Origin of the sequence: Mongoliibacter ruber (assembly GCF_003003005.1) — a bacterium.
GTDB classification, from domain to species: domain Bacteria; phylum Bacteroidota; class Bacteroidia; order Cytophagales; family Cyclobacteriaceae; genus Mongoliibacter; species Mongoliibacter ruber.
Window position 1 is genome coordinate 232872 of the sequence record NZ_PVTR01000007.1, and the last position, 22475, is coordinate 255346.

The following is a 22475-nucleotide window of genomic DNA, read 5'->3' on the forward strand; positions in this document are numbered from 1 at the left end:
TGAATTGCAGTTTTACATATATAAAATGCCACTAAATCTACGTTATTGCTTTCAAAAAATTCAGAATTTTATTGTTATTGAATTGTTAAAAATTAGTGTGTTTAAAACTTTATATTGATTTTGGTTAAAAAGTTAAACAATTATTATCAAATCAATCATTTAAAACAATTAAAAACCAATACATTACCAATCGTTTAAAAATGTAAATATAAAGTATTGTAAGAGGTGAAAAGTAAGGTTTTGAATGTCAATACAGCTTTTGTGTAAATAAATGGATATTTAAGCCTAAAATTAATTTTACTGCTTGTTTATGTTGTTAAAAAATTTGATTTTTTCATTCAGTTTTTTGAAATCCAATTGACCTTTTACTTCTTTTAGATGTGAAAGAATTGCAAGTGCTTTGTTGATTCTAGAATCTAAGTTTTTCACTTTACCGACAAGGTAAATAAGACTTCTCTGCTTTCCTTTGGTCAACTGATGGAAATACTGAGCCCCTTCTTCATCTTGGTTCAACATGATATTTAGTTCTTCAGGCATGAAATATCCATATTCAGACCTATCTTTTTCCAAGGTTACACGTATTTTGTCATTTTCACTGATATTGAACTTTACGCATTGGTTTTTATTCAATAAAAAAAACCAATAATCTTTAGTCTTCATCAAGGCAGCATGACTTGGTTCATTTTCATTGATCTGGAAAATGATCCTTCTATTATCAGCTTCGATCAGTTCCATTGCAGTAGCATCAGGGACTGGCACATGAAAGTGCCATAGAGCTGAATTGAAATTTTCCAATGTAGATTCAAATATGTATTTCATTCCGGTAAAGTAGGAATAGATGTTAGACAGTAAAAAAAAACCACTGCATTATCAATTGCAGTGGTAAATTTCTTTTCTAGAGTGTAAAGAATTGTTATTTTTTTGAGTTTTTGATTTCAGTAACTTCATTTCTGATGTCCTGAGCCATTTTTTTAAGGTTGTTCATTCCGTTTCTTACCCTTGTGCCGGCTGCTTTGTTACCTTGCTCATAAAATTTTTTGAAATCAGCTTCCAATTCGGAAACCTGTGCAACTACTTCTTCAAATCTGCTCATAAATAATAAGTTTTGGGTTGAAATTAAAATTAAGAATTCAAGATATACAGAATTGCCAATTACACGAACTTGAAAAGGTTTATTTTTTCAAAAAATTGGACTTTTCCTTAAAATTAACCTATAAATAGCTATTTGCGACATTTAGAGCGATAAATAGCCTATTTAAAAGCTTAATACAAGGTTAATTTTTAGGTAATCGATATGCATCGCTTTTGCACTATTTTTAAAATAAAAACCAATCAATTATGAAAAAAATCTTACTTGGTATTTATGTATTTTTCCTTGCCAATGCCCTACAGGCTCAATTTGTCACAGGAATTGTATATGAAGACGGCAACCAAAACGGCAAAAAAGAAAGAAGGGAAAAAGGAATAGCAGGTGTTGCTGTTTCCAATGGTCAAGAAGTGGTCTTGACGGATGATTCTGGTAAATATGAGCTTCCTATATCTGATGATCAGGTGATTTTTGTAATCAAACCATCCGCTTACAATCTGCCAGTTGACGAAAATAACCTTCCCCAGTTTTTTTATATCCACAAGCCGTCAGGTTCTCCGGCAACTTATCAGTTTCCAGGTGTAGCACCTACCGGAGATCTTCCAAAATCGGTGGACTTTGGTTTGTTACCTGGTGATGAAAAAAATAAGTTTACTGCATTGATATTTGGAGATCCCCAGCCATATTCAGAAGAACAATTGGGCTTTTTTGATAGGGGAGTAGTGTCTGAGGTAGTAGGAATTGAAGGGGTGGATTTTGGGATTTCTTTAGGAGATATAGTAGGAGATGACCCTGATCTTTTTCAGCCCTATGCAAAAGTTATCAGTAAAGTTGGAGTTCCTTGGTATTCTGTCATGGGCAATCATGACATGAACTTTGATGCAAAAAGTGATGAACTTTCCGATGAAAGCTTTACCGCAAATTTTGGCCCTGCTACATATGCCTTCAACCATGGGGAGGTACATTTTATCGTATTGGAGAACATTCTTTATCCAGATCCCAGAGATGGATTAGGATATTGGGGCGGCTTTAGACCTGATCAAATGGCATTTATTGAAAATAACTTGAAAACAGTTCCTAAGGACAAGCTCATTGTGCTGTTTATGCATATACCGCTTTTTGAAGAGGGTGATAGTTTCAGAGATGCTGATAGGGAAAAACTTTTCGAATTGCTTTCTGATTTTCCCTATACAGTTTCGCTATCCGCCCACACGCATTACATGAAGCAGACATTTTTTGGAAAAGAAGATGGGTATCAACAAGCAAAACCTCATCACCATTTCAATATTGGTACTCCATCTGGAGATTGGTATTCCGGAGAGATGGTTGAAATGGGCGTTCCTGCTTCTACGATGAGAGATGGCTCACCCAATGGCTATGTGTTTATGGATTTTGACGGCACAGATTACATAGCAAGATATAAGCCAGCCAAAAGAGCTTCCGATTATCAGATTGAGATCTTTGCGCCCAAAGTATTGAAAAAAGGAGTAAGGACTTCGGCAGCTTTCTTTGCCAATTTCTTTACGGGTACCAAAGATGATGTGGTCAAATTAAGAATCAACAAGGGCGAGTGGAAGGAGATGTACAATATTGAAGATTACGATCCTTCCTATTTGGTCAATATGTTCAGGTGGGATACTTCAGATAAGCCTGTGGAAGGCAGACGTCCATCTTCCCCGGTAAGAACTGACCATTTGTGGCGCATTGGAATTCCTTCGGACTTGCCAACAGGCGAGCATTCAATTGAAGTAATGGCGGAAGATATGTATGGCAATACCCATAAGGCTGAAAAAAAGTTCAGGGTTGTCGAGTAATCGATCGGAACAGAACAGTAATTAACCAAAAAAACCACTCGAGTGAGTGGTTTTTTATGTTGACCGACTAGGGCTCGAACCTAGACTCTTCTGGACCAAAACCAGACGTGTTGCCAGTTACACCATCGGTCAATTTTTATTTTAAATTCCCTTCGTTTTCTTAAGGTGTCACAAATGTAGGTGGACTTTCTTTTTTATGCAAATTTGCCTCAAAAGAATTTGCCCTAATCCAGCTAAAGTTCTAAATCTCAATCTGAAAAATTTAAATTGACTGAAGAATTAAGAGAATTGCGATAAAATGAAAGACAGTTCCAGTCAAAACGAACAAGTGCCAAATGGTATGTGCAAATCGCATTGCGGGCCTTGTGTAGAATATTGTGCCCAGGGTATAGCTAATTCCACCTGCTGCTATTAGACCGAGAATGGAGGGGTCTAGATTAGAGTATAGCGGTTTAACAAGAAAGATAGCCATCCAACCCATACCCAAATACAGGATAAGGGAAGCTTTTTTGAATCTATGGGTAAAGAAGATTTTAAATATTAAACCAAAGAGTGCTAAGCCCCATACGATACCGAAGAAAATCCAACCTAATGTGCCCCCAATAGTCAATAATAGAAAAGGAGTGTATGTACCAGCTATCAACAGGTAAATGCCGATATGGTCAAAAGTACGCAGCCACGATTTGATCTTTTCTTCTTGTATGGCATGATACAATGTAGAGAAGGTATAAAGGAACAATATAGAGGCTCCAAAAACACTCGAACTGACGATTTCAATGGTACTCCCATTGAGAATAGAGAATGTTACCAAAAGAGAAATGGCTACTATACTGAATAATATTCCAAATCCATGAGTAATGCTGTTGGCAAATTCTTCTTTAAGGCTTTGTTTTCTTTCCATCTTTGAAGTTATGATTCAAAATTAAACCTATATATCAACTTTTAGCACTTACTGTTTGTGATTTTTTTGGTTCCTGTTCATAGCTGTGAAGAGTTTAGATTATTTTGTTTGACAATGTCCAACGAAATCGATTGTTTGTTAAATATATGTCACTAATCATCTGATTATATTGTAATTATGAAAAAAAATGCATTGTTTTGTTCAGATTTTGAAAAATAGACATTTAATTTCAAACCAAACTTATAATATCATGTCAGTGAAAATTTCAGAAAAAACGATTGTTTCTACTCTTGAAAAACTAGAAAAACTAAAGTTAGACGAAAAACTTCATTCAGAATTGTCTTGGTGCTGGAACAGCTACCTTTCCGACAACAATCCTGTAGGAGTAATTGCCAAGAGTAAACTAGCTCTTGAACTTTTTAAAGCTAAAAGAGAAGAAAACAGCAGAGCGGTTGCCAAGAAATTGGTAGATGATCTTGAAAAAATTGCTTTGAACTAATTAAACAAAAAAGGCTTTCGATTTCGAAAGCCTTTTTTGTTATGATGTTATTATAAGCCTACTCAGCTACAACAACAAATTTCACTTTGCTGGTCACTTCTCTGTGAAGATCAATTTCAGCTTCGAATTCACCTTCGCCACCTACTGGCATGTTGATAGCGATTTTCTTTCTATCGATTTCGATTCCTTTTTCAGAAAGTGCATCAGAAATCTGAAGCGTAGTCACTTTACCGAATATTTTTCCGGAGTCACCGATTTTAGCTTTAATCTCTAGCGTAGTTTGTTCAAGCTTAGCTGCCAATTCCTCAGCTGCTGTTTTGATTTTTTCAGCTTTGTGAGCTGCCTGCTTGATGTTTTCTGCTAAGATCCTTTTGTTAGAAGGAGTTGCCAACATGGCAAAACCCTGAGGAATTAGGTAATTTCTTCCATAACCTGGCTTTACTTCCACCATGTCATTTTTATACCCAAGACCTTTTATGTCTGTTTTAAGAATAATTTCCATTGTTGTTCAATTTAAAATTTGAATGATTCGAAGGTTGATGGCCTATTTCAAACCGTCAGTTACGAAAGGTAAAAGTGCCAAGTGTCTTGCTTTTTTAACGGCGTTAGCCACTTTTCTCTGGAATTTGGCAGAGTTTCCTGTCAGTCTTCTTGGAAGAATTTTTCCTTGCTCATTGACAAACTTCAAAAGGAAGTTAGGATCTTTGTAATCAATATACTTGATACCGTGCTTTTTGAATCTACAGTATTTCTTTCTGTTTTCGACTCTATTGATGGGTTCGTTTCTTAGTGTCATTTGGCTTGCTCCTCCTTAACTTCAGCTTTTTTGTTAAATTCACCTTTTCTTCTTCTTTCAGCATATACTATTGCATGCTTGTCAAGAACAGTAGTCAAGAAACGCATGATTTTCTCGTCTCTTCTTAGTTCTACCTCTAATTTCTTGATCATTGATGGCTCAGCTTTGAACTCAAGCAATACGTAGAAACCGGTGCTTTTTTTCTGAATTGGATAGGCCATTTTCTTAAGACCCCAATTTTCAACATTAATGACTTCTGCCCCCTCTTTTTTCAACAAGTCTACAAACTTGTCTACGGTATCCTTCATCTGAACATCAGACAAAACGGGAGTTAGTATGAATACCGTTTCATAATTCTTCTGGAACATAATTTAATTGTTTATCTGTACTTGAATTAAACAGACCGCAAAAGTAGAAGATTATTCGGTTTATTACAAGTTGAGTTTGAAAAATATGGTGGCAATTGTATTGCTTCCATAAAGATTTTGCATATGAAGGCAATTAAAAAAAGACCCGAAGGCCTTTTTTATTTTACTTCAAATGTTTTATTTCCAATTTTATAACCGTCTGCATATATCCTGACTTCGTAAATTCCAGAGGCATATTTGCTCCCTTTTTCATAATAATAGGTCAGTTGTTGCTTGGAATTGTTGAACAGTAAGTCCTGATGTGCTGTGTAAAATTCTTCTCTTCCATCAAGCGTGAAAGTACCCGAACCCTTAGCGACATCGAAGATTGGTTGGTTGTTTGGTGCGATTACCTGAACATAAATATCTCTATGTCCATCAGGAGCGACCTTATTGTCAGCTATGTTAAAAGATACCTTAAGTTTTTCGATTTGTCTGTTCCTAAAACCATCCTCCCTTTCTCGCCCCCTGGAGTTTACAGCCGCTACTACGATATTTTCAGCCTTGAGTAAGGCGGCTATATCTACTTTTTCCTGAAGTTCTTGTTGCTTTAAATTGAGTTTGACGACTTCTTCCTCTATGGTGGCTTGAGAAGTTTTCAAGTCTTGGTTTTCTGCAAAAAGCTGTTGATTGACTTCTCTAAGCCTTATGATTTCATCGTCCTTTTCCCTAAGTGTAGCTGAAAATCCGTTGATTCGCCTATTCAATGCTGCAATTTCTTCGGATGATCTTTTTCTGTCTGAATTTCTTTCAGCTATTAATTGAGATCTTATTTCTTCTAAAGACTCTATATCACCACCGAGTTTTTCAATTTCCTGAATCCTCAAATCAAGTTGATAGGTCATTGAGTCCAACCTTTTGTTAAGGTCATTATTTTCTTCAGAAAGGATAAGGATCTCTTCGGATTTGCGAGTCCTGTCCAGGTAATCAGTGTAGAGTTTGATGCCACTGATAATCACCAAAATGATTAAAACAATAATGAGGATATTTTTTCCATTATCGCTTTTTTTGGTTTGCGGATTGTAATTGTATTCCATAAGTTTAACAGCTAATAATTTCTAATGTCACAATATGAATACACGTTTAGATGCTCAGTATTGGACTGACCGCTACAAGCAAAACCAAACTGGTTGGGATGTTGGTTCAATAACGACCCCAATTAAGCAATATTTAGACCAATTTAACCAAAAAGAAGTAAAGATTCTTATTCCTGGTGCAGGCAATGCTTATGAAGCAAAGTATGCGTTTGAAAATGGTTTTCAAAATGTTTATGTCTTGGATTTGTCTTCATACCCTTTGGGAAAATTCAAAAAAAGCTGTCCCTCATTTCCTGATTCCCAATTGTTGCAGGAAGATTTTTTTGACCATGAAGGTGAATATGATTTAATTATTGAACAGACGTTTTTTTGTGCCTTGGATCCTGAGCTCAGAAAAGCTTATGTAAGTAAAATGCATAGCCTTCTCAAACCTGCCGGTAGGTTAGTCGGTGTGCTTTTCGGGATTGAATTTTCGCATGATGGGCCGCCTTTTGGAGGTGTCAAAGAAGAGTACCTGCCTTTATTCAGGGAGAAATTTAGCAATGTTACAATAGAACCTTGTATAAATTCTATCATTCCCCGAAAAGGGTCTGAGCTATTTTTGAAAGCGGTCAAGTAAAAACAATACACTTATATTGCCAGTATGTAGTGTGACTTGGTTAAACCTTTACGAAAAAAGAGTACACCACACTCGTAAAAGTCAAGGCTTAAAGTTATTGTTTGGTTTTGAATAATTTCTTCCCATGCTTTTTCCATTCCTTTGGACCAATGTATATCAGCTACTACAATAATGCTTGAATCATTTATAAATGGAAGCATTGAATTGAAGTAAGAAAGGGTTGCTTCATAAGTGTGAGTAGCATCTATGAGTGCAAAGTCAATAGTTTGGTCTTGGTTGAGGTGTTTGGGAAGGGTTTCTGCGATATTTCCTCCTATGTATGATGTCTGAGAAAAGGGGTTGATGGCCTTTGCTTTTTCCAGTAGAGTAGGGGAGCCTTCAAATGTATACAGATTACCTTTTGTGGCGGAAGCCAGGTAAAGACTGTTTATGCCAACACATGTACCAAGTTCAATCACATGAATGGCGGGTGTTTGAGTACAAAAATAACGGTATAAAGTAGAGAATTTCCGCCCGCTAGTGCTGTATTTATATATTTCAGAGGTTTTTCGGAAGTTGGAACTCAACTTTTTGGAGCCTGCTCCAAAATCAAGAATCTGTATTTTTTCATGATCTTCGGCCAGTTGTTTTCTTTGACTTGAGAAAGGATCTTCAGTAGATAAATTGGTTTTAAGATAGGTGATTAATCCGGTATATAGATCGGCCAAGAATGGGCTTTGAAGGGAGAATCTATCTTCCTGCTTCAACCAATACCTTATGTATGCAATAAATGGATATATGTCCAAATCAATTATCAAAAATATCAGCAATCAACTGAAATTCAGGAATCTGTACCTCCAGAATTTTCCCATCAAAAAGCTTTTCCATTTTGTAATTGCCTTTCATTTTCCCAAGTCCTGATTTCAGATTGCATCCAGAGACATATTCATGAATACCTCCTGGTTCTAAGATTGGCTGTTGGCCGACGACTCCATCTCCTTCTATGATCTTGGTGGCATCACCTGCATCATGGATTTCCCACTTTCTTCTCAACAATTGTATGGTGTGGGCACTGTTGTTTTCTATCTTTACCTTGTAGGTAAAAACATAATGATGTTGGTGCGGGCTAGAAAATTCGGCTTGGTAGGTCGTTTCAACTGTAACCTTGACTCCTTCAGTAATGGATGTGACCATAAATTGTAGTGGATTTAACCTTTCTAAACTTTAAAAATAAAACTTAAATCATTAATAACAACCGAATTGTATCAAAATGAATGTTAAAATAGATGAAAGCTGGAAAAAGAGGCTTCAGAAGGAGTTTTTAAAACCATATTTTCTTGAATTGGCTGGCTTTATACGTGATGAGTACCAGAATCAGGTCATATATCCCAAGGGCTCTGAGATTTTCAATGCTTTTTCGTATTGTCCATTTGACCAAGTAAAAGTAGTGATCTTGGGTCAAGATCCATATCATGGACCAGGTCAAGCGCATGGCCTTTCATTTTCAGTTAGAGAGGGAGTACCTTTTCCTCCAAGTCTCTTAAATATTTTCAAAGAACTCAATAAAGATCTTGATCTTTCCATTCCATCAAATGGAAATCTTGAGAGGTGGGCCAAACAAGGAGTATTGATGTTGAATGCTACTTTGACTGTCAGAGCGCAGCAAGCTGGATCACACCAGAAAAAGGGTTGGGAAAATTTTACAGATGCAGTGATCAAGTGTATAGCTGAAGAAAAGAAGCATGTTGTGTTTATGCTTTGGGGTGCCTATGCACAGAAGAAAGCATCCTTTATTTCTGAAACAGAACATTTGAAATTGCACGCCCCTCATCCGAGTCCTCTTTCTGCACACCGGGGATTTTTAGGCTGTGGTCATTTCTCAAAAGCAAATGCATACCTAAAGGAAAAAGGGCTGGAACCTATAAAGTGGTAAGGGATGAAAGGATGAAGGATGAAAGGGTTTGTGACTATAGATTTAAGATTTAAGATTTTAGAATTAGGGTCGAGTCTGTTCGAGGGTGTAGGTAAAGGTTGGTGATCTGTGGGGTGTTGGTCTGTTAATTTACGAATTACGACCTAGCCTTCCGGTAGGCAGGTTTACGAATTACGAGGGGCAAATCGGAGCGATGGCTGATTGGATTAGGAATTGGAATTTGAAATAATATCGAATGATGGATGATGAAGGAGTGGCGAGTTTAGAGGCAAGTGAAACAAATTTTAAAATGGGTTGAGGTTGACCTTTGGGGTTTCCAAAACTCGGAAGGTCTGGATGGAGGAAAAGGGTTGATGAAGAATCATTTACGATTATCATTTAACCACCTGGAAGCTGGGAAATAAAAAAAGGCCAACTTTCGCTGGCCTTTTAAATTTAATGGATACCGTTGAGGAATCGGCTCCAACGTATTTTGTTAAACATGGATTTGTGTTTGTCGAGGGATAACCACAAGAACCATGCTTTGCCTACAATATGATCTTCAGGCACGAAACCCCAGTACCTTGAATCGAGAGAATCATGGCGATTGTCACCCATCATAAAGTAATAATTTTGCTTGAAGGTGTAGCTTTCTACTTTTTGCCCGTCAATATATAGTTCATTGTCACGTACCTCTACATCATCATGGCCTTCGTATTTTTCTATGGTAAAGGCATACTTTGCGATATTGTCTTTGTCCATAGTTATAGACCAATTTTTACCAGGGATTTCGAGTGGACCCATATAGTCTTTGTTCCAGCCGAAATATGCTCCATCAGGGAAGACTCTAGGATCACCAAGATCAGCTCTGTCGGTCCTTAAGTTGACACTACCCACTGCTGGGGATTTTTTGAGTCGTTCTATTGTCTCTTTCGTAGCCATAACCAAGTATCCAGCACCATTTGAAAATGGCATATAACTTTCAGGATTGATTCCATAGTCATCAAAGAAGTCCGAACTCAAATTCCTATTGGTCATCACATCATATGAAAACTGCATTTCTTCTGGGTTTTCACCCATTTCTCCATTAATGAAAACCTGTGTGCCTTGGATTTCAATCACATCACCTGGAACAGCAATGGCTCTTTTGATATAGTTGGTTTTTAGATCAACTGGATATTCAAATTCAGCAGGGTAGTTAAAAACTACTACATCGTTTCTTTTCACTGACGAAAATCCTGGTAACCTCATGTAAGGAAGTTGTATCCAATCCAAGTAAGAGTTGGCGTCAGTCCCCCAGATTTTTTGGTGAGTCAAAGGAATTTGAAGAGGGGTTTTGGGGACCCGGGTTCCATAGTGCATTTTACTCACAAACAGAAAATCACCTACTAGTAGGGATTTTTCCATAGATGCTGTAGGAATGGTAAAAGGTTCTAGTAAAAGCCACCTTATCAAGGAAGCTGCAATAACTGCAAATATGAGTGCATCTGCCCACTCTCGGGTAGCTGACTTTTTCTTTTTTTCTCCTGTCATTGTAGTTGAATATTTTAGAAAGATAGGAAATCATCCATTGTTAAAATACCTTTTTTATTTTTTATCCATTCGGATACCAAAACTGCACCAAGTGCAAAGCCTTTCCGACTATGCGCTGTGTGGGAAATTTCAATATCGTCTATTTCAGATTGATAGCGGATAATATGAGTGCCTGGAGCAGGATCTATCCTTTTTGAAGTGATGGGTACAGACTGTTCGGTAATGTCGCTATCATCGGACATTTTCCAGTTTTGTACTCTAGGAATACCATCAATAATCCCTTCTGCCAAGGTGATTGCTGTGCCACTTGGTGCATCCTTTTTTTCAGTATGATGTATTTCTTCTAGTGATACGCTGTAATCCTTTTGGTCTTGCATTAGACCTGCGAGGAACTTATTCACTTTGAAGAAAATATTTACCCCCACACTGAAGTTGGAAGCATAAAAGAAGGCCGTGTCATTGTCTTGGGTAAGTTTTTCCACTTCTGGTATTCTATCCAGCCAACCGGTAGTACCGGAGACTACAGGAATCCCTTTTTTTATAGCCCAGCTAATATTTTCGAAAGCTGCATCAGGCTGGCTAAACTCTATGGCCACATCAATGCTATCTTTATCCAGATTTTCTAGCTCTTGCCTATTGTCAATGTTGATTTTTGCTGCGATATGATGGCCTCTGCTTTCGGCTAATTCACCGATTATTTTACCCATTTTACCATATCCTAGTAGTAGTATATTCATTCTAGAAGTTAATTTTCAATGATAGTCCAATCATATTATTTCCCGCCCAAAGATTCTCATATACGGGTTCTAACCTAAAAGTAAGGTCTTCGCTTACATCAAAAGAGGACAGATGTGCATCTACATGAGCGTCTATTATATTTAGGGCATAAATACCAATAAAGAGAAAGTAATTCAAATCTCTATTTCTCCTCCAAAAATTCACTTGTCTGACAAGTCCAACTCTGTTGAGATTGGGGAAGTTATTAGTTTCTCCCCTGTCTAATTGAAACAATCCCTCTCTCAATGCAAGATACCTACGATTGTTGAAGTCAATAAAGAAGATGTTGGTAGCAAATCCTCCGTAAATTAGGGGCACTTTCCAAGCCATACCATTATAGACTTGTCCGGCACCAGGGATCAATGCTGAAAGTATGGTTGCCTTTTTCGGATCTTTGACATCTTTTCTTCTGAGGTCAATCTCTGGAATGTCTCTGAAATCCATAGCAAGACTATCCTGTCGCTGGGCTTTTGCCGAATTAACGGAAATTACCAAAACGAAAACAGCAATGATCGCTTTTGGAATCATTGCCAGTAATCTGTGATAGAGAGTGGTTTTTGGAATTGCCGGTTTCAAGGCTCAAATGATCTCCAATATTTCTAAGATTCTGTTTAAATCATCTGTAGACCTAAAAGGTATTTTAATTTCACCCTTGTCTTTACCATCAGATTTCAACTGTACTTTGCTGCCAAAATGAGATGCCAGTCTTTGCTGGATCTTACCCATTTCATATTTCTTAACAGGATCTAACCCCTGCTGCTTGTCAGTGACTTTTTCTTCAGGACCATCGTTTAGCGCTTTGACCAAAGCCTCCACCTTTCTTACGCTAAGTTCCTCGGCTATAGTTTTGTTGTAAATGGCCAATTGACGATCTACATCTTCCACATTAATAATAGCCCTTGCATGACCCATTGATATTTTATTATCTCTCAAACCTGCCTGAATATCAGGTGGCAATTTCAACAACCTAAGGTAATTGTTAACTGTGGTCCTGTTTTTACCTACTCTTTCACCAAGTTGCTCTTGTTTGAGGTCGCACTCAGCCAATAGTCGTTGATAAGAATTGGCAATTTCCAGTGCATTCAGGTTTTCCCTTTGAATATTCTCAATCAACGCCATTTCCAACATCTGTTGGTCATTGGCAGTCCTTACGTAAGCTGGTATTTTTTCAAGCCCCGCAATTTTGGAAGCTTGAAACCTTCTTTCACCTGAGATCAGCTGAAATTCATGATCAGCAAGTTTTCTTACTGTGATGGGTTGAATGATGCCTTGTACTGTGATTGAGTCGGCAAGCTCCTGAAGGGCTTCTTTATCAAAATGGGTTCTTGGCTGAAAAGGGTTGACCTGAACTTCTTCAAGTGCAATTTCATATATGCCCGCAGAAGGGTGGGAGGGAATGAGGTCTTGCTTTTTCTCTTTTTGTGGAGAGTCTTCCAGCAATGCCCCTAGGCCTCTGCCCAATGCGGATTTTTTTGGTGTGGGTTTTTTATCAGCCATAAAGTTTATGCGTCAGTTGGTTTCTTCATCCCATTTTTGATGGCAATTTCATGCGCAAGGTTAAGGTAAGCTACTGCCCCTTTTCCATCTGCATCGAAAGCTATCACCGGTAGGCCAAAACTTGGAGATTCACTTAGCCTGACGTTTCTAGGAATGATGGTTTCAAAAACCAGATTTTTAAAATGCATTCTTACTTCTTCTACCACTTGGTTACTTAATCGCAAGCGAATATCATACATCGTAAGTAGGATGCCTTCTATTTCCAAATCCGGATTTAACCTTGTTTGAATAATTTTAATGGTATTGAGCAATTTGCCCAAACCTTCTAATGCGAAATATTCGCATTGAACAGGAACAATGATAGAATTCGCTGCAGTGAGTGCATTGATAGTGATTAGACCTAAAGATGGAGAACAGTCTATTATGACAAAATCATAAAGGTCCCTTACTTTAGAAATCACATTCTTCATTTTTTCTTCCCTATTGTCTAAATTGATCATCTCTACTTCTGCCCCCACCAAATCAATATGAGAAGGGACAAGTTCAAGATTTTCAATTTCTGTTTTGAGGATAATGCTGTTTATATCATTACCATCCACCATACATTCATAGATGCTGGTGTCTATACCTTTTGGGTCATGACCAAGTCCGGAAGTGGTGTTGGCCTGTGGATCGGCGTCTATTACAAGGGTTTTAAATTCCAGTACAGCTAAGCTGGCTGCCAAATTCATAGCCGTAGTAGTCTTTCCGACGCCTCCTTTTTGATTTGCGATTGCAATAACTTTTCCCATTAGGTTCTTTAGATCTTTATAGATTCTCCAATATTAAGTAAAATCAATTCTTTTCCTGCTTTTGAAGCTGCTTTTTTTGCTTCTTCAAAGTTGATTTCTATGTACGGAAAGGTATCATAGTGCATACCTATGATTTTCTTGGTGCCTACAAAATCTGCAGCTTTGATCGCATCTTCTATGCCCATGGTGAAATTGTCACCTATCGGCATAAAAGCGAAGTCAACTTTAAACTCCTCAGCGATTAATTTCATATCATAGGTCAATGCTGTATCTCCCGCATAATAAAAACATCCTTCTTCATGTTGTATAACAAATCCTCCAGGATTGCCTCCCGGAGTACCATCCGGCAAAGTGCTGCTATGAATAGCATTTACGTACTTTACTTTTCCGAAATCAAATTTTTTGCTTCCCCCATGGTTCATTGGATGATACTTTTCAACTCCTTTTTCGGCAAACCATACAGCGACTTCATAATTGGATACCAACATGGCATCAGAGGCCTTGGTAATGGCTTCCGCATCGGCTACATGATCTTCATGACCATGGCTGATCAACACGTAGTCAGCTTTAATGGATGATACATCTATTTGGGAAGCTTTTTCATTTGGGCTGATAAAGGGATCAAAAATTATTGATTTATCCCCTACTTTCACCAAAAAGGCAGAGTGCCCATAGTAGGTAATTTCAATCATGGTGTGTCAGTTTATTGGTTTATAAGCCCTACAAAGATATAATTTATATTCAACCTGTAAACGATTTGTTTTCCACATAGGTATGTGGATACTTGTAAGACTTTGAAAATGAGGATGCCAATAAAAAAGAGACCCTTTCAGGTCTCTCTAATTACTTTTTCTTGTTGGCTTCAGCCGCTCTCATTGCATCTTCCAGTTTTTGCTGGAATTTGGATTTTTTCTTGTTGGCATTTTTCAATTTGCTTTCTTCTACTTTCTGTCTGATTTTGGAATCATCTACAAAAAGTTTGATTAAAGCTTGTTGACCAAATGTCACCATGTTTGAAACGAAATAATAGAAGCTCAATGCAGCTGGGAATGAGTTAAGTACAAACATGAATATGACCGGCATGATGTATCCGATATTTTTCATTGGACCTGTCTGTGCCGTAAGCTGATTGTTGAAGTGTGTATATGCAATCTGTGAGACTGTCATCAACAATGTAAATAAACTCACATGGGAGCCATAAAACGGTATATTGAATGGTAAATAGAATATGGCATCATAGGTGGATAGATCATGCGCCCAAAGGAATGACTCCTGCCTCAACTCTATGGAGTTGGGGAAAAAGAAGAACATTGCAAATAAGAAAGGCATTTGGAAAACCATTGGCAGACAGCCTGAAATCGGACTTACACCAAGTTTACCGAAAAGCTTCATCTGCTCCTGCTGCATTTTGGTAGGATCATCCGGATACTTAGCTTTCAACTCATCTATCTCTGGTTTGATCACCCGCATCTTGGCCATTCCTACATAAGATTTGTATGTAAGAGGGAACAAGAACAATTTAATTATCACCACAATCAATATGATGATCACACCATAATTTGTAAAGTATCTTTCTAAGAATTGAAAGAGGTTAACAATAATATATTTGTTGACCCAGCTTACAAAAACGTAACCCATGTAGACGTTTTCTTCAAAACCTGGGGTTACTTTTTTAAGGACATTGTAATTGTTTGGTCCGAAGTAATAATTCAGGCCAACCCTACCATTTTCCAAGGGTAGCTGAAGTTCAGCCCTCATGTTTTTTACGGTCAAGGTATCTTTTGGCGTTACCTGCTCAAAATTGCCTGAATTAAACTGGCTCTCAGCGATGATACCTGCTGTGAAAAATCTTTGGCTAAAACTCATCCACTTGAGTGGTTCCCCGATTTGATCATCATCTGAATCAGAAGTCAAACTCAGGTCATTGTGTTTGCCGGAGAGCTTATACCAATTGATGTTGGTTTTTCTCCTGGACTCTTCCAAATCTTGCTCCTGTCTCAACAGCCTGTCTTCCCAAACTATCTGAACGTTTGAGTTGCTCAAATTTCCATTCAATCCAGCAAACTCAAGTGATTTACCTAGAATATAACCTCCTTCGGGCAATGTGTAGGTCCTTACTATCTGACCATTGCCACTCTGAGCAATAAAAGTAATGACTTGGGCATTGACTCCTTCCATGTCAATTGTGGACGCTGTAGGATTGAAGTAAAATTGGTTGAGGCTTAATTCACCTTTATCAGTCTGGATAATGAAATCCAAATCTGAACTGCTTTCATCCAAAAGCAAAAGTGGTCTTTGATCCCAGGTTTTAAATTCCTTTAACTCTACTTGTTTGATCTCAGCTCCTTTGGTAGAAAAAGTGACAATCATCTTATCATTTTCTATGATCACATCCTCTTCCTGACCTTTGGTCATGGCTGCAAATACGCCGAATTTTCTTTGCGCCGCAATGTCTTGAAGGCTGTCAGGTTCATCAAACTCTACAATAACATCTTCCTGGGCTTGATCATCCTGCCCTTCTTTGGCAATAGCTGTCTGTGCAGCTTCTGTACTTTCTTCAGGGAGAGGCTCTGGCACACTCGCAAAGAAAAGCGAATAAATCAGCAATACTGCGGCGAATAGGATCAGTCCTGTCGCTTGGTTTCTATCCATAAAACTAACTTTATACTCTTTGTTTGAAATGCAAAAGTAACCCAAAATCGGTAGCTTTTATGAATCAGCTCCATTTTGGGTTACTTGATCAATCAAATTGAGTTTTTTATAACTACTTATTTTTTTTGTTATCAATTGTTGCAGAAATGAACTTCACAAACAAAGGGTGTGGGTTCAATACTGTACTCTTATACTCAGGGTGGAATTGAGTACCTATGAACCATGGATGGTTTTTGATCTCGATAATTTCCACCAATTTGCTATCAGGATTGATTCCTGAAGCGATCATTCCAGCGCTTTCCATCTCCTCCAAATACTTATTGTTGAATTCGTATCTGTGGCGATGTCTTTCCTGAACCTTCGGCTTCCCATATGCCTGAGCAGCTTTACTTCCTTTTTTCAGATCGCAAGAATACGAACCTAATCTCATGGTTCCACCCATTTGCTCAAGATTTTTCTGTTCTTCCATCAACGCGATGAATGGGGAAGGTGTTTCTGCATCCATTTCAGTACTGTTTGCTTTTACATGTCCAAGGACGTTTCGAGCAAACTCAATCACTGCGACCTGCATACCCAAACAAATCCCAAAAAATGGTATATTGTTTTCTCTGGCAAATTTAACAGTTTCTATTTTCCCTTCAAGGCCTCTCTCTCCGAAGCCTGGCGCTACCAAGATGCCATCCAGTTCTTCAAGTTTCTTTTCTACAGTCTCAGGATGTAATTCTTCAGAAGAGATGAGCTTGAGGTGAACCTTACACTCACATGCAGCGCCTGCGTGTACGAAGGCTTCGATGATGGATTTGTAAGAGTCCGGAAGTGAGACATATTTCCCGATTAGCCCAATGGTTACCTCTTGAGTTGGATTTTTGAACCTTCCAAGAAAATCTTTCCACTGTTCAAGATCTGTATTGCTTTTAGAAGTAAGTTTGAGCTTACTCATCACCCTCTCATCCAGTTTTTCTTTCTTCATCAAAAGTGGCACGTCATAGATAGTTTCAGCATCCATGGCTTCGATGACACAGTTTAGCTGGACGTTGCAGAATAGGGCTAACTTCTTTTTGACTTCCTGTGGCAAATGATATTCAGTCCTACATACTAAGATATCAGGTTGAATACCGGCTTCCAGTAATTGCTTAACAGAATGTTGGGTCGGTTTTGTTTTCAATTCTTTGGCTGCAGCCAAATAAGGTATTAAAGTCAAGTGGATTACCAGAGAGTTATTGGCTCCAATATCCCATTTGGCCTGTCTTACAGCTTCTATAAATGGAAGTGATTCGATATCACCGACACAGCCACCGATTTCGGTAATGACTACATCGTATTTTCCATCTTCACCCAACTTGAAAAAGTTTCTTTTGATTTCGTCAGTAATATGAGGGATTACCTGAACCGTTTTGCCAAGGTATTCGCCTTTTCTTTCTTTGGTAATGACATTGTTGTAGATTCTTCCTGTCGTTACGTTATTGTCCTGAGAAGTGGGTGTATTCAGAAATCTCTCATAGTGACCTAAGTCCAAGTCGGTTTCTGCACCATCTTCGGTGACATAGCATTCGCCGTGTTCGTAGGGATTGAGGGTACCCGGATCTATGTTGAGATAAGGGTCAAATTTTTGGATAGTAACGCTAAACCCTCTGGATTGAAGCAATTTGGCCAGTGAGGCTGCAATGATTCCTTTTCCTAAAGAGGAGGTTACGCCTCCGGTGATAAAGATGTATTTTGTGGATGAGGCCATAAGAATGGTGCGGACTTTGTTTGTTTTGTTTGAATTCTTATGGGATCCAAAGGTAGGGGAAATATTTGATTCGAGGGTGGTATAGTGATAGTAAATTTTACCTGTGTACTTCTTGAATGTCTCTAAGTGGTTCAGTGTAATAATCTTTATTCCCTAAAAAAAGAAAATAGAATATTTAAAAAAAATCAAAGCCTTGATGCTTTTTAGATTAATAAAGGAAATCAAATTCCCTTTATTTCTTGTCCTAAACCTCTTTTTGCTTTGATTTAAGTTTGTTTTGCGATGAATAGCATCCTAAATCACAAAGGTATATAAATGAAGTCTTTTATCTTTTTCCCTAAAAAATTACCCTCCTCTCGATTATCCGCAGTATTTTTGGTGAAAAAATAACGCGTGGAAATCAAAGATATCATCAGCATCATCAAAGAAAAAGGTAGGGTCAAGGTAAAAGAAGGCCATGGAAATATATTGGAATTCATTGCTTTAGAAAAATGGGATCAGGTTTCAGATAGTCAGGAAGGATTATTTCTGATATTTGATGTATTCCAATTGAGAAGTATTTCCGAGCAGTTTTCAGATGTATCGCTTGATATCATTGAATTTGCAACAAAACCGACCATCTACCATACCATCAAAGGGCGTTTTCTTAGAAATGGACCCGTGCAACAGGATCAGATCAAATTTTCATTGATTAAAAAAGATTACTGGAACAAATTGCTGTTTACCTATGGACAGGTATTGATCTTCAACAAGTCAGATGGAGAAGATTTTGATTTCGAAACCAATGATTTTTTTCCGCTCTTGAGCGCTGGAACTAAAGAAATGTTTTTGAGCCCTGAGGGGGATATCAAAATTTTGAAAGGATGAATTTTAAGAACGAACTTGACAAGCTTGAAATTTTCGAAAGGGTAGGGAGGGTCGCTGATGAATTGGGGCTTGAAACCTATGTGGTAGGAGGTTACGTCAGGGATTTGATTTTGAAAAGGCCGTCCAAAGATATCGACTTTGTATGCGTCGGTAGCGGAATTGCCCTGGCCCAGAAAGTTGCAGAAAGTTTTGATCATCATGTTCCGTTGAATGTTTTTAAAAATTTTGGAACAGCTAATATCAGACTTGAGGATTGGGATATAGAATTTGTCGGAGCACGAAAAGAGTCCTACAGGCATGACTCCCGAAAGCCGATTGTAGAAGATGGTACTTTGCAAGAAGATCAGGAAAGGAGAGATTTTACCATCAATGCAATGGCTATTTCTGTCAATTCCAAAAATTATGGAGAGTTGATCGATCCATTTGATGGCGTCAAAGATATCAAGAGAAAGCTTATCAAAACGCCAACTGATCCAATCTTAACTTTTTCAGATGATCCTTTGAGAATGATGCGTGCGGTCAGGTTTGCCAGTCAGCTTAATTTCGACATACATCCGGACACTTTCGATGCAATTATTCATGATGCCCATCGCTTACAGATCGTATCGGCAGAGCGGATAATTGACGAATTGAATAAGATCATTCTGGTTGAAAAGCCATCATATGGTTTCAAACTTCTTTTTGTAAGTAACCTGCTCCACCAGTTTTTCCCGGAAATGGTTGAACTTCAAGGTGTCGATTCTGTAGGTGATAAGTCGCATAAAGACAATTTCTACCATACCCTTCAGGTTCTTGACAATATATGTCTGAATACCGAGGATCTTTGGTTGAGATGGGCTGCAATCATGCATGATATTGGTAAACCTCCGACCAAACGCTTTAATAACAAAGTTGGATGGACGTTCCACGGACATGAAGATAAAGGTGCCAGAATGGTTCCAGCTTTGTTTAGGAGGTTGAAGCTACCGATGGATGAGCGAATGAAGTATGTTCAAAAATTGGTTCGCCTTCACCTAAGACCTATTGCATTGGTTTCAGATAAGGTTACTGACTCAGCCATTAGGCGTTTACTGTTTGATGCAGGAGATGATGTGGATGATTTGATGACATTGTGTCGTGCTGATATTACTTCCAAAAACAACAATAAAGTACAGCGTTTTCTGGCCAATTTTGATAAAGTGGAACAGAAAATCATAGAGGTCGAGGAGAAAGATCATGTAAGAAATTTTCAACCTCCGGTATCTGGTGAAGAAATCATGGCTAAGTTTGACCTTCAGCCCTCAAAAATTGTCGGTGAACTTAAAGAAGAAATAAAAGAAGCGATATTGGAAGGACAAATTCAGAACAATAAAGATGAAGCTTTGGACTTATTGTATAAATTAGCCGCCCGAAAAGGAATACTAAAGAAATAACATTACCTATGAAGAATAAGATTACTTTGATGATTGGCCTGTTTATGATGATGGGCATCACCGTAATGGCACAGGAAGCTACTACCCCAGCTTCGACACAGGAATCGGAAACGGTACGCAGTAGAAATGAAATAGATCAAAGAGTTTACCAGGCAGCAATGCGTTATAATGATTTTGCTGTAGCTAGGATGAAACTGTTTGAATTGATGGAAAGAAACCCAACCAATACCCGTTATCCAGAGCTTTTGGCAACGTTGTACTTTGATGCAGGTCAGTTTACATCGGCTGCAGTTTCTGCAATAGACCTGTTAGAGCAGAATGATAAAAGTGTCACGGGTCTAGAAATTGCCGCCTATTCACTTGAGCAATTAGGTGCAATGGACAGGGCTCTTCCTAATTTTGAAAGACATTATTTGCTGACTGGAAATTTATTCAGTCTTTATAAGACTGCTTACATGCAATATTCTCTTGACAAACCTGAAGAAGCATTGAATTCGGTAAATATGTTGATCAAGAACAACAAAGCATCCACTGAAAAAGTAGGTTTCCCTACCGCTGATAATGATACCCAAGAGGTAGCTCTAAAAGCTGCTGGCCTCAACCTTAAGGCCATGGTTTACCTTGCTTTGCAAAATAAGGAAGAAGCACTGGAAGCTATTAATCAGGCTTTGGAAGTTCAGCCTGATTTTGAATTGGCATTGGAAACTAAAGCTGAAATCAGCAATATGTAATTGCAGAAATTTAGCTTACAATACCAAAAAAGCCCAAGGGATTCGTTTCTCTTGGGCTTTTTTTTATGAAATTAATGTGAGTCAAACTTTAATAAAGAAATTAGATTAATGAGTTGTTTTTTTATCCTATCAAAAGTTTTTAAAGATCAGGGATTTAGGAAAAACCTCATTTTTTGTTTTCCCGTGCTTCCCAACCCTACATAGAATTTGATAGCCAAAGCATTGAACTCAGGAGTTTGCCATTGTATATTTTTGCAATTGTTTTTCAAGGCTTCTTCCCTGATTTTATTCATAATCTCAGTTCCCACACCTTTTCCACGACAAGACTCATTCAAGTACAGGCAATCCATGTAAAGGAAAGGTGCTGCGTCCCAAGTTGAAAAATCAAATGTAAACGTGGTGAAACCCTCTGCTTTACCGTTAACTTCAACAATCCAGCAATTCAGTTTTTTAGTTTCTCCAAAAATTGCAGCTCTTAATCCTTCCAATTTTCCTTCAGGGCTGTATTCTCCCTTTTCGTATTCTGCATGGGCTGCACAAAGTTCTACAAGTTCTGGTAAGTCTTTTTCTTCACAAGGTCTGATAATGTAATTCATGTTGATTGGTGTTGGGTTTTTATAGTGATGTGTACACATCATAAATTTTTCAATACCCTAAAATAAAGCTTTAATATTTTAAGCAAATGAATAATTGGGGAAAATAAAAAAATAAACCATTACACTGGTGACAAATAGCGCAAGCACAAAACTTATAAATATAACTCTTTTGGCACTGATGACTTCCTTTTCTTGCCCCAAGGCATTCGTGATTTCTTTGGAAGCCCCTGGAATAAAACCTTGAATCAAGCCTAAAACTGCAAGGAAGTATGTTGTTAACAAAATCAAAAGGCTGGTCAAAATCTCCATCAAATAAGTATTTATTAGCAAAAGTAGGTGTAGACGTGAATTTTAAAAACCAAACAGAGAATTTAACTACTTGATAACATTGGTTTTACATTGACTTAACATCGTATATTTTTTAGTTTAAAAATTCACTTTAAGTTAAAATGTGCAGATGCTCTTCCGCTGGGGAAAAGAATTCCTCACTGATGTAAAGGACTTTTCCCAAATTGTAGAATTTCGAGATAGACTACTATGAGACTTAATCACAGTTTGATGCATAATTCTGATTTTTAATCCTTTCAAATATGGCAGAAAAACGCTCATCGTTTTTTTTCATCTATAGAATTACCCAAAACATCTTGTTGAATAGCTGATATTTGGTTTTTTAGAAAAAGTGGTTTTTAATTCAACTAAAAGGAGGCTTTTTAGGTTGTAATAGATGTAAATGAATTGCTTTAAGTAATCATAGCCCAGTTTTTGATGATATATGCGTTAATATCAATAGGAGCTTCAAGTATTTTAATTCTAAATTAACTCAGGAATTAAAAGGC

26 protein-coding genes and 1 tRNA gene are annotated in these 22475 nt (G+C 37.8%); 7 read left to right on the forward strand and 20 right to left on the reverse strand.

Annotation, left to right across the window (positions count from 1 at the left end):
* Positions 1 to 297: 297 nt before the first annotated feature.
* Entirely contained in the window at positions 298 to 819 is a 522-nt protein-coding gene (locus CLW00_RS13180; protein ID WP_106134150.1) for a YdeI/OmpD-associated family protein, read from the reverse strand.
* A gap of 94 nt (positions 820 to 913) precedes the next feature.
* A complete protein-coding gene (locus CLW00_RS13185; protein WP_106134151.1) occupies positions 914 to 1093 on the reverse strand; it encodes a histone H1 in 180 nt (59 codons plus the stop codon).
* 245 nt (positions 1094 to 1338) lie between these two features.
* On the opposite strand from CLW00_RS13185, the gene CLW00_RS13190 reads away from it, so the two are divergent.
* Entirely contained in the window at positions 1339 to 2901 is a 1563-nt protein-coding gene (locus CLW00_RS13190; RefSeq protein ID WP_106134152.1) for a calcineurin-like phosphoesterase C-terminal domain-containing protein, read from the forward strand.
* A 59-nt stretch (positions 2902 to 2960) separates the two neighbouring features.
* Here the strand turns inward: CLW00_RS13190 and CLW00_RS13195 are convergent.
* Both CLW00_RS13195 and trhA read right to left on the reverse strand, forming a co-directional pair.
* Positions 2961 to 3033: transfer RNA gene (locus CLW00_RS13195), tRNA-Gln, on the reverse strand.
* A 130-nt stretch (positions 3034 to 3163) separates the two neighbouring features.
* Positions 3164 to 3802, reverse strand: a complete 639-nt coding sequence (trhA, locus tag CLW00_RS13200) for a PAQR family membrane homeostasis protein TrhA (protein WP_106134153.1) — start codon at positions 3800 to 3802, stop codon at positions 3164 to 3166.
* Positions 3803 to 4052: 250 nt separating this feature from the next.
* Here trhA and CLW00_RS13205 point away from each other — a divergent pair, with 250 nt between their 5' ends.
* Positions 4053 to 4301, forward strand: coding sequence for a hypothetical protein (locus tag CLW00_RS13205; RefSeq protein ID WP_106134154.1), 249 nt, complete (start codon positions 4053 to 4055; stop codon positions 4299 to 4301).
* A 58-nt stretch (positions 4302 to 4359) separates the two neighbouring features.
* Here CLW00_RS13205 and rplI read toward each other — a convergent pair whose 3' ends face one another.
* The 4 genes from rplI to CLW00_RS13225 form a co-directional block, all read right to left on the reverse strand.
* On the reverse strand, positions 4360 to 4803 hold the full coding sequence (gene rplI / locus CLW00_RS13210; protein ID WP_106134155.1) for a 50S ribosomal protein L9: 444 nt from the start codon (positions 4801 to 4803) through the stop codon (positions 4360 to 4362).
* A 42-nt stretch (positions 4804 to 4845) separates the two neighbouring features.
* A complete protein-coding gene (rpsR, locus tag CLW00_RS13215; RefSeq protein ID WP_106134156.1) occupies positions 4846 to 5097 on the reverse strand; it encodes a 30S ribosomal protein S18 in 252 nt (83 codons plus the stop codon).
* Positions 5094 to 5465, reverse strand: a complete 372-nt coding sequence (gene rpsF / locus CLW00_RS13220) for a 30S ribosomal protein S6 (RefSeq protein ID WP_106134157.1) — start codon at positions 5463 to 5465, stop codon at positions 5094 to 5096. Before rpsF ends, rpsR begins: the two co-directional genes overlap by 4 nt.
* A gap of 158 nt (positions 5466 to 5623) precedes the next feature.
* A complete protein-coding gene (locus tag CLW00_RS13225) occupies positions 5624 to 6541 on the reverse strand; it encodes a hypothetical protein (protein WP_106134158.1) in 918 nt (305 codons plus the stop codon).
* A gap of 34 nt (positions 6542 to 6575) precedes the next feature.
* On the opposite strand from CLW00_RS13225, the gene CLW00_RS13230 reads away from it, so the two are divergent.
* Complete coding sequence (locus CLW00_RS13230; protein ID WP_106134159.1) at positions 6576 to 7160, forward strand: methyltransferase domain-containing protein; 585 nt, start codon at positions 6576 to 6578, stop codon at positions 7158 to 7160.
* Positions 7161 to 7171: 11 nt separating this feature from the next.
* On the opposite strand, the gene CLW00_RS13235 is transcribed toward CLW00_RS13230, so the two are convergent.
* Both CLW00_RS13235 and apaG read right to left on the reverse strand, forming a co-directional pair.
* Positions 7172 to 7969, reverse strand: coding sequence for an O-methyltransferase (locus tag CLW00_RS13235; RefSeq protein ID WP_245917291.1), 798 nt, complete (start codon positions 7967 to 7969; stop codon positions 7172 to 7174).
* Positions 7947 to 8333: a Co2+/Mg2+ efflux protein ApaG gene (gene apaG / locus CLW00_RS13240; RefSeq protein WP_106134160.1), complete on the reverse strand. Its 387-nt coding sequence runs from the start codon at positions 8331 to 8333 to the stop codon at positions 7947 to 7949. Before apaG ends, CLW00_RS13235 begins: the two co-directional genes overlap by 23 nt.
* A gap of 76 nt (positions 8334 to 8409) precedes the next feature.
* Between apaG and ung the strand changes: the two genes are divergently transcribed.
* Positions 8410 to 9072: a uracil-DNA glycosylase gene (gene ung / locus CLW00_RS13245; RefSeq protein ID WP_106134161.1), complete on the forward strand. Its 663-nt coding sequence runs from the start codon at positions 8410 to 8412 to the stop codon at positions 9070 to 9072.
* A 435-nt stretch (positions 9073 to 9507) separates the two neighbouring features.
* On the opposite strand, the gene lepB is transcribed toward ung, so the two are convergent.
* From lepB to CLW00_RS13285, 8 genes are all read right to left on the reverse strand, one after another.
* A complete protein-coding gene (gene lepB, locus CLW00_RS13250) occupies positions 9508 to 10584 on the reverse strand; it encodes a signal peptidase I (RefSeq protein ID WP_106134162.1) in 1077 nt (358 codons plus the stop codon).
* Positions 10585 to 10598: 14 nt separating this feature from the next.
* Positions 10599 to 11321: a 4-hydroxy-tetrahydrodipicolinate reductase gene (gene dapB / locus CLW00_RS13255; RefSeq protein ID WP_106134163.1), complete on the reverse strand. Its 723-nt coding sequence runs from the start codon at positions 11319 to 11321 to the stop codon at positions 10599 to 10601.
* Between the two features lies 1 nt (position 11322).
* On the reverse strand, positions 11323 to 11889 hold the full coding sequence (locus tag CLW00_RS13260; protein WP_106134250.1) for a DUF5683 domain-containing protein: 567 nt from the start codon (positions 11887 to 11889) through the stop codon (positions 11323 to 11325).
* A 51-nt stretch (positions 11890 to 11940) separates the two neighbouring features.
* A complete protein-coding gene (locus CLW00_RS13265) occupies positions 11941 to 12858 on the reverse strand; it encodes a ParB/RepB/Spo0J family partition protein (protein ID WP_106134164.1) in 918 nt (305 codons plus the stop codon).
* Between the two features lie 5 nt (positions 12859 to 12863).
* Positions 12864 to 13649, reverse strand: a complete 786-nt coding sequence (locus CLW00_RS13270; RefSeq protein WP_106134165.1) for a ParA family protein — start codon at positions 13647 to 13649, stop codon at positions 12864 to 12866.
* A gap of 8 nt (positions 13650 to 13657) precedes the next feature.
* Positions 13658 to 14341 (reverse strand): metal-dependent hydrolase, encoded by a 684-nt coding sequence (locus CLW00_RS13275; RefSeq protein WP_106134166.1) that lies wholly within the window; start codon positions 14339 to 14341, stop codon positions 13658 to 13660.
* Between the two features lie 151 nt (positions 14342 to 14492).
* Positions 14493 to 16301, reverse strand: coding sequence for a membrane protein insertase YidC (gene yidC / locus CLW00_RS13280; RefSeq protein ID WP_106134167.1), 1809 nt, complete (start codon positions 16299 to 16301; stop codon positions 14493 to 14495).
* A 112-nt stretch (positions 16302 to 16413) separates the two neighbouring features.
* The gene (locus CLW00_RS13285; RefSeq protein ID WP_106134168.1) at positions 16414 to 18033 is read right to left on the reverse strand and encodes a CTP synthase; all 1620 of its coding nucleotides are present in this window, start codon (positions 18031 to 18033) and stop codon (positions 16414 to 16416) included.
* Between the two features lie 393 nt (positions 18034 to 18426).
* Here CLW00_RS13285 and CLW00_RS13290 point away from each other — a divergent pair, with 393 nt between their 5' ends.
* The 3 genes from CLW00_RS13290 to CLW00_RS13300 are packed head-to-tail and all read left to right on the forward strand — an operon-like array spanning position 18427 to position 21043.
* A complete protein-coding gene (locus CLW00_RS13290) occupies positions 18427 to 18900 on the forward strand; it encodes a hypothetical protein (RefSeq protein WP_106134169.1) in 474 nt (157 codons plus the stop codon).
* A complete protein-coding gene (locus CLW00_RS13295) occupies positions 18897 to 20312 on the forward strand; it encodes a CCA tRNA nucleotidyltransferase (RefSeq protein WP_106134170.1) in 1416 nt (471 codons plus the stop codon). The genes CLW00_RS13290 and CLW00_RS13295 overlap by 4 nt, the downstream gene beginning before the upstream one ends.
* 8 nt (positions 20313 to 20320) lie before the next feature.
* A complete protein-coding gene (locus CLW00_RS13300) occupies positions 20321 to 21043 on the forward strand; it encodes a tetratricopeptide repeat protein (protein ID WP_106134171.1) in 723 nt (240 codons plus the stop codon).
* Positions 21044 to 21189: 146 nt separating this feature from the next.
* Here the strand turns inward: CLW00_RS13300 and CLW00_RS13305 are convergent, their stop codons facing one another.
* Both CLW00_RS13305 and CLW00_RS13310 read right to left on the reverse strand, forming a co-directional pair.
* Entirely contained in the window at positions 21190 to 21639 is a 450-nt protein-coding gene (locus CLW00_RS13305; protein WP_106134251.1) for a GNAT family N-acetyltransferase, read from the reverse strand.
* A gap of 78 nt (positions 21640 to 21717) precedes the next feature.
* Complete coding sequence (locus tag CLW00_RS13310) at positions 21718 to 21948, reverse strand: hypothetical protein (protein ID WP_106134172.1); 231 nt, start codon at positions 21946 to 21948, stop codon at positions 21718 to 21720.
* Between the last annotated feature and the right edge of the window lie 527 nt (positions 21949 to 22475).

Excerpts from the sequence above, each read along its gene's own strand:
- CLW00_RS13275 (WP_106134166.1), bottom strand. The coding sequence starts at position 14,341 with ATGATTGAAATTACCTACTATGGGCACTCTGCCTTTTTGGTGAAAGTA.
- CLW00_RS13300 (WP_106134171.1), top strand. The coding sequence starts at position 20,321 with ATGAAGAATAAGATTACTTTGATGATTGGCCTGTTTATGATGATGGGC.
- rpsF (WP_106134157.1), bottom strand. The coding sequence starts at position 5,465 with ATGTTCCAGAAGAATTATGAAACGGTATTCATACTAACTCCCGTTTTG.
- ung (WP_106134161.1), top strand. The coding sequence starts at position 8,410 with ATGAATGTTAAAATAGATGAAAGCTGGAAAAAGAGGCTTCAGAAGGAG.
- CLW00_RS13225 (WP_106134158.1), bottom strand. The coding sequence starts at position 6,541 with ATGGAATACAATTACAATCCGCAAACCAAAAAAAGCGATAATGGAAAA.
- yidC (WP_106134167.1), bottom strand. The coding sequence starts at position 16,301 with ATGGATAGAAACCAAGCGACAGGACTGATCCTATTCGCCGCAGTATTG.
- CLW00_RS13270 (WP_106134165.1), bottom strand. The coding sequence starts at position 13,649 with ATGGGAAAAGTTATTGCAATCGCAAATCAAAAAGGAGGCGTCGGAAAG.
- CLW00_RS13180 (WP_106134150.1), bottom strand. The coding sequence starts at position 819 with ATGAAATACATATTTGAATCTACATTGGAAAATTTCAATTCAGCTCTA.
- CLW00_RS13305 (WP_106134251.1), bottom strand. The coding sequence starts at position 21,639 with ATGAATTACATTATCAGACCTTGTGAAGAAAAAGACTTACCAGAACTT.
- dapB (WP_106134163.1), bottom strand. The coding sequence starts at position 11,321 with ATGAATATACTACTACTAGGATATGGTAAAATGGGTAAAATAATCGGT.
- CLW00_RS13285 (WP_106134168.1), bottom strand. The coding sequence starts at position 18,033 with ATGGCCTCATCCACAAAATACATCTTTATCACCGGAGGCGTAACCTCC.
- CLW00_RS13185 (WP_106134151.1), bottom strand. The coding sequence starts at position 1,093 with ATGAGCAGATTTGAAGAAGTAGTTGCACAGGTTTCCGAATTGGAAGCT.
- rplI (WP_106134155.1), bottom strand. The coding sequence starts at position 4,803 with ATGGAAATTATTCTTAAAACAGACATAAAAGGTCTTGGGTATAAAAAT.
- CLW00_RS13310 (WP_106134172.1), bottom strand. The coding sequence starts at position 21,948 with ATGGAGATTTTGACCAGCCTTTTGATTTTGTTAACAACATACTTCCTT.
- apaG (WP_106134160.1), bottom strand. The coding sequence starts at position 8,333 with ATGGTCACATCCATTACTGAAGGAGTCAAGGTTACAGTTGAAACGACC.
- rpsR (WP_106134156.1), bottom strand. The coding sequence starts at position 5,097 with ATGACACTAAGAAACGAACCCATCAATAGAGTCGAAAACAGAAAGAAA.
- lepB (WP_106134162.1), bottom strand. The coding sequence starts at position 10,584 with ATGACAGGAGAAAAAAAGAAAAAGTCAGCTACCCGAGAGTGGGCAGAT.
- CLW00_RS13190 (WP_106134152.1), top strand. The coding sequence starts at position 1,339 with ATGAAAAAAATCTTACTTGGTATTTATGTATTTTTCCTTGCCAATGCC.
- CLW00_RS13260 (WP_106134250.1), bottom strand. The coding sequence starts at position 11,889 with ATGATTCCAAAAGCGATCATTGCTGTTTTCGTTTTGGTAATTTCCGTT.
- CLW00_RS13295 (WP_106134170.1), top strand. The coding sequence starts at position 18,897 with ATGAATTTTAAGAACGAACTTGACAAGCTTGAAATTTTCGAAAGGGTA.
- CLW00_RS13230 (WP_106134159.1), top strand. The coding sequence starts at position 6,576 with ATGAATACACGTTTAGATGCTCAGTATTGGACTGACCGCTACAAGCAA.
- CLW00_RS13205 (WP_106134154.1), top strand. The coding sequence starts at position 4,053 with ATGTCAGTGAAAATTTCAGAAAAAACGATTGTTTCTACTCTTGAAAAA.
- CLW00_RS13265 (WP_106134164.1), bottom strand. The coding sequence starts at position 12,858 with ATGGCTGATAAAAAACCCACACCAAAAAAATCCGCATTGGGCAGAGGC.
- trhA (WP_106134153.1), bottom strand. The coding sequence starts at position 3,802 with ATGGAAAGAAAACAAAGCCTTAAAGAAGAATTTGCCAACAGCATTACT.